The 4,552-nt window shown below is 43.9% G+C and carries 9 protein-coding genes; all 9 read left to right on the top strand.

What is annotated here, in order from left to right:
- On the top strand, nt 1-636 hold a 636-nt coding region (locus tag C8N29_RS16925), incomplete at its 5' end, for a hypothetical protein (protein WP_170107026.1).
- Complete coding sequence (locus C8N29_RS16695; protein WP_146164499.1) at nt 572-877, top strand: hypothetical protein; 306 nt, start codon at nt 572-574, stop codon at nt 875-877. The genes C8N29_RS16925 and C8N29_RS16695, both read left to right, overlap by 65 nt.
- A 3-nt stretch (nt 878-880) precedes the next feature.
- The gene (locus tag C8N29_RS16450) at nt 881-1,222 is read left to right on the top strand and encodes a hypothetical protein (RefSeq protein ID WP_107867152.1); all 342 of its coding nucleotides are present in this window, start codon (nt 881-883) and stop codon (nt 1,220-1,222) included.
- Between the two features lie 10 nt (nt 1,223-1,232).
- The gene (locus C8N29_RS16445; RefSeq protein ID WP_107867151.1) at nt 1,233-1,568 is read left to right on the top strand and encodes a hypothetical protein; all 336 of its coding nucleotides are present in this window, start codon (nt 1,233-1,235) and stop codon (nt 1,566-1,568) included.
- Nucleotides 1,569-1,576: 8 nt separating this feature from the next.
- Complete coding sequence (locus C8N29_RS16440; RefSeq protein ID WP_107867150.1) at nt 1,577-2,143, top strand: glycoside hydrolase family 19 protein; 567 nt, start codon at nt 1,577-1,579, stop codon at nt 2,141-2,143.
- Nucleotides 2,143-2,505, top strand: a complete 363-nt coding sequence (locus C8N29_RS16435) for a phage holin family protein (RefSeq protein WP_107867149.1) — start codon at nt 2,143-2,145, stop codon at nt 2,503-2,505. The genes C8N29_RS16440 and C8N29_RS16435 overlap by 1 nt, the downstream gene beginning before the upstream one ends.
- Nucleotides 2,502-2,888 (top strand): hypothetical protein, encoded by a 387-nt coding sequence (locus C8N29_RS16430; protein ID WP_107867148.1) that lies wholly within the window; start codon nt 2,502-2,504, stop codon nt 2,886-2,888. The genes C8N29_RS16435 and C8N29_RS16430 overlap by 4 nt, the downstream gene beginning before the upstream one ends.
- Before the next feature lies 1 nt (nt 2,889).
- Entirely contained in the window at nt 2,890-4,239 is a 1,350-nt protein-coding gene (locus C8N29_RS16425) for a phage head spike fiber domain-containing protein (RefSeq protein ID WP_107867147.1), read from the top strand.
- The coding region (locus C8N29_RS16420; RefSeq protein WP_146164498.1) for a hypothetical protein at nt 4,236-4,552 on the top strand (317 nt) is incomplete at its 3' end. The genes C8N29_RS16425 and C8N29_RS16420, both read left to right, overlap by 4 nt.

Raw genomic sequence — 4,552 nt, 5'->3', positions numbered from 1 at the left:
GCCAAACTCAACCCACAAGCGCATGAGCATATTATTTCTGAGTTTTTAGCGTGCGTTTTAACAGACGTAAATGGCCGCGCATTAACCATACAAGAGCGTTATTTATTAGTCGCACAGTACATATCTGCAACCTGTTTGGGGGATCCTGATTTTCCGATTGGCCAAGACGCAAAATATACCGACTACCTAGACATGAATAAGCCCTTAGCGGTTGATTATGTGGCCATAGGTTTTGAGGAGACATGGTGCTTATATCCCTTATATGGCTGGCAGGTTGAAGCCTTAGAAGATATTTGCCACGGCTGGCAAGAATGGATATTTGGCTGTATGGCCGCCCAATTAGCCACGGCCAATGAAATACACGAAGGCAAACTACCCTCCATAGACACGCCAATAGCCGCTTATAAAGACTATCTCAAAGAACGGATTACGATTTTTAAAGCCTATCCAGAGCGCGATTTTATTCAGCTATACCATGCCTTTTTATGGGGAACAGAGCAGCTTAACTCTTATTTTAACCTTGGTTTTGATGGTGACGGCCTTGTTTGCTTGCATAAGGAGGGACAAGGCCATGCGCCAGCCCGATTTCAAGTATCCGACTGTATCACTGAGTCAACAATCGAATTTTGTCGATAGCTTAATAAGTGCAGCCTTGTCTTTATCAGGTCGAAACGGACTTGTAACCCTGTCCTATAGCGAGGCTTTAAAGCTGTCATTATCTGACATAACAGACATATACGACAGCGAAGGCTTTAAACAACTGCAAAAGAGCAAAGAAGCAGATCAAAAACTGCAAATTGCGACTATTGAGCGGTTAAACGAAGTCATACGTGGATTAAACAACATAGGCAAAGCATTAAGCCATAGAGAGAGATAAACCATGACTGCCTCAAACAATGTACATGAAGTCGCTATTGCAGCAACCACCTTAGCCGCAACATCCGAAGCCTTTGAATTGCGTGCGACCGCCAGTATGCAAAACCCTGTGAATTATTCCGTGATTAGCAGTCCTTTGGGGGCGAGTGAAAAAGTCACGGTAGAAATTTGGAATGAAGCCTCTAACGCTTGGCAAGTCTTTAATCGTGAGGGCGCACCTGTTGAGCTAACTGAAAATAACGACTGGCTTGGCTTAGATGCGGTGTCCTTGCGTGTGCGCTTTGTCAAAACTGTAACTGCTGCCGCTGTTGGTGTCGCATTAGTGCGTCCACGTTCCTTAGTTTAACGGTGATGATATGTCAAACATTCCGATCGTCGATGGTGTCTATTTTACCGCAAAACACACGGTATTAATTGAAGCCAAAACAGCCAGCGAACAAACCACATCATACAACCTAAGAGCAGGGGTTAAGTACACCTTGCTTTGTTCGACATTAGGTGCAGGTGAGGAGATTGTCGGCGAAATATATGACCCTAGTCGGAGTGCTTGGCAACCGTGGTTTTATGCTGGGAATCGCGTCAAGTTAGCACAAAATCAAGAGCAATTCTTTTTTGATGGTGCATCAGGATTAGTCCGCTTTGTTAAGTCAGCCACAACCACAAATGTCGGCTTAACCATTTTTTATGCGTGAGGTGAATCATGGAACTTAAAAAACTACAAAGCATTTGCAAAACCGACGCAGGTAAAAAACGCTGCGAAATATTTGCCCCGTTATTAGCGCAAATTATGCCGATTTGGACAATTAACACCCCACAGCGTCAAGCCATGTTTATTGCTCAGGTGATGCACGAATCTGGCGAATTTCGTTACTTAGAAGAACTGGGCAATGATGCCTATTTATCTAAATACGATACAGGGCCATTAGCTAAACGTTTGGGCAATACCCCCGAAGCCGATGGCGATGGGCAGTTATACAAGGGTCGTGGCCTGATTCAAATTACAGGCAAAGACAATTATCAAAAGTGTGGCCATGCCTTGCAATTACCGTTATTGAAAAAGCCTGACTTACTTGAACACCCACGTCATGCAGTCGGTTCTGCCTGTTGGTTTTGGTTTAGCAAAACCCTAAATAAGCACGCTGATATTGGTGCAATTACAGCCTGTAGTATCGCTATCAATGGCAAAAACAAACAGGGCACAGCAAACGGAATTGATGACCGTATTGAATATTGGAAGCGAGCAAAATTAGCCTTGGGGATTGCGTGATGCAAGAGAAAGCCTCGTTCTTTGCGGCTATTGCTGATTTGCTGACTTACGCATGGGTGTTTGGTTTAGCCATGCTGGGTGGTGCCGCCAGTTTTGTGCGGCGCGTTAGAAGTGGTCAAGCCAAGTATTCAAACATTATTGAGTTGATAGGCGAGTTGGTAGTCAGCGCATTTGCAGGATTAGTGACATTCTTTTTATGTCGTAGTGCGGGGTTTGACGAAATGTTAACGGCTGCATTTATTGCTATTTCAGGACACATGGGTACACGTATTATTTTCATGTTTGAGTCGTATTTGGTTAAACGTTTTGGTTTAGATAATCAATGCGAATTGCCCATTCACGAGGAGTCTAAAGAAAAATGATTAGAGGCTTAAAACGACCCGAAGTCGATATTTTACAAGCAATGACGGCTAAAACAGGCATTGTTTATAAAGATACATCGCTGGTTAATAAAACCCAATTGGACGGCGAACAAGTCTTGTTACTATCTGACAGTCAACAAAATGCCAAAGAGCATCAAGTAAAAATTGATACCAGTGTGGTTGCCACGGGCACAATTGCTATTCAAGTGAAATGTATTGGCTCAACCAGTTTTGACATACTCAACGACGAATACGGTCAACCTGTCATTATTGACCTAGCCGCATCACGAGTATTCACGATTTTGATTGCCGTAGAAGCCATTAAATTTGTACCAACGTCTGTGGTTGGCAATTACAGCGTGCGCGTGGTCGGACGAGGTTAAGATGATTAAGCAATCAGGCACACGAAAAAAACAGCTCGTCATGTACAATCTTGGAAACTCAAAAACAAACAACATGGCACGCAAACGAGACACAACACTCACAACCATTGATTTTAGTAAAAACTCTGCTATTCCGACGATTTTGACTACATTAGCAGCAGTTTTTGCGCGCGCCCAGACAAGATTTCGGTGGAATAGTGCAGGGGGACTGGATCTACTTGCAGCGAATGAAATGCCAATCGAATGGGATGTCAAAAGCCAACGTTGGGGCTATTTGCCGCATGTTTCTTTTTCTTCTCGCTGGTCACGAAGCAATGAGCCTGATAATGCAGTTTGGATTAAAAATGGCTACACAGCGACAGCCACAACGATGGTTTCACCTTATTCTGCATTAAATGCACGATTTATTGCTGAAACGGCGACAACAGCCGCCCATGAAGTGACGCGCTCAAACACAGTCAATGCAGCGTCCGCATCTTCGATTCATCTTGTGATTAAAATGCAAGGTCGTGATTTTTTTGCAATTCGCTTCAAAAGCACAAACGGCGTATTTAGTGATGAGACGGTCGTCTTTGGCGGATTACTGGGTGCAAATGCCTATGTACACAGCAACACAGCAAATTTACCTGTGGACATAGTGTATAGAGGCAATGGCTGGTATGACCTGTGCGTGATTTGCGTTTCAAAATTAGCAGCCACGGGCACGATCGGCTTTGTTGCGTGTAGTGATAGTGGCATTCCTAGTTTGGATACACCGTTTTTAGGTGATACAACCAAAGGCTTTTGGTGGTTCAACATCACAAACGACATCATCCGTTGGAAGTCACCCGTCATCGTAACAACAACAAGCAATATCACAAACATTGCAGATGTGTTGTATATCCCAAGTTCTGCCTTAGAAAAGTTTGATTCAGCACAAGCCAAGTCATTTGTGTGTGAGTTTAGAACGAATCTTTTTCTATTAGGCTCATCCGCTTGGTATTTGCTATCGCATAGCAATCCAGCATCAGCAAATAATGAGCGTTGTAGCCTTGTTGTTGATACTGCAACAAGCGGTAAAATCCAAGCAGCCCAAATAGCAAACGGCGTGGGCGATTCCACGGCGGCAGATTTACTGCCATTGGCAATCAACAAAGCAGCGTGTTCATTCAGAAAAAACAAAGTCGCATCGGCTATAAATGGCGGTCAAATCAAATCGACATTTTTGCCAACAAATCCCCCGAACGCCGACAGGATTTATATCGGCTGTGCGGCAGACGGCACACGACAAGCAGCAACTTATTTACACACCCTTAAAATTTATCATTCTGCATCATTGAGCATGAATGAATTAGTGAGATTAACAAAATGACATTAACACGTATCTATTTAATATTTAATGAGTCCAACACAGGTGAGAGTAGTGAAGAAGGGCAACGAGCGGTTGCAAACTTGGTTATCACAGAAGCAGGCTTTGTGATTAACGAAGATGGTACCATTTCAGGTGGGGAGGGGGATTTTGGGAAATTTGCGGGAGATGAAGCCCCGTACACGGGTAAGAAGTTTCTTGAGCCTGCGAACCCAGAAGATCCGTGGCTGTTGTCTGATGGGATTCGGGTGCTATTTTCATTGCAAGGTGAAGTCAGTATCCCTGCCTTTGATAGTTACATTGACCCAAGTCCGAT

Origin of the sequence: Agitococcus lubricus (genome assembly GCF_003051055.1) — a bacterium.
In the GTDB taxonomy this organism is placed as follows: Bacteria; Pseudomonadota; Gammaproteobacteria; order Pseudomonadales; family Moraxellaceae; genus Agitococcus; species Agitococcus lubricus.
This window is presented reverse-complemented; position numbering and strand designations above follow the sequence as displayed.

Coding starts and splice junctions, on each gene's coding strand:
- C8N29_RS16695 (WP_146164499.1), top strand. CDS start 572: ATGCGCCAGCCCGATTTCAAGTATCCGACTGTATCACTGAGTCAACAA.
- C8N29_RS16430 (WP_107867148.1), top strand. CDS start 2,502: ATGATTAGAGGCTTAAAACGACCCGAAGTCGATATTTTACAAGCAATG.
- C8N29_RS16425 (WP_107867147.1), top strand. CDS start 2,890: ATGATTAAGCAATCAGGCACACGAAAAAAACAGCTCGTCATGTACAAT.
- C8N29_RS16445 (WP_107867151.1), top strand. CDS start 1,233: ATGTCAAACATTCCGATCGTCGATGGTGTCTATTTTACCGCAAAACAC.
- C8N29_RS16450 (WP_107867152.1), top strand. CDS start 881: ATGACTGCCTCAAACAATGTACATGAAGTCGCTATTGCAGCAACCACC.
- C8N29_RS16440 (WP_107867150.1), top strand. CDS start 1,577: ATGGAACTTAAAAAACTACAAAGCATTTGCAAAACCGACGCAGGTAAA.
- C8N29_RS16435 (WP_107867149.1), top strand. CDS start 2,143: ATGCAAGAGAAAGCCTCGTTCTTTGCGGCTATTGCTGATTTGCTGACT.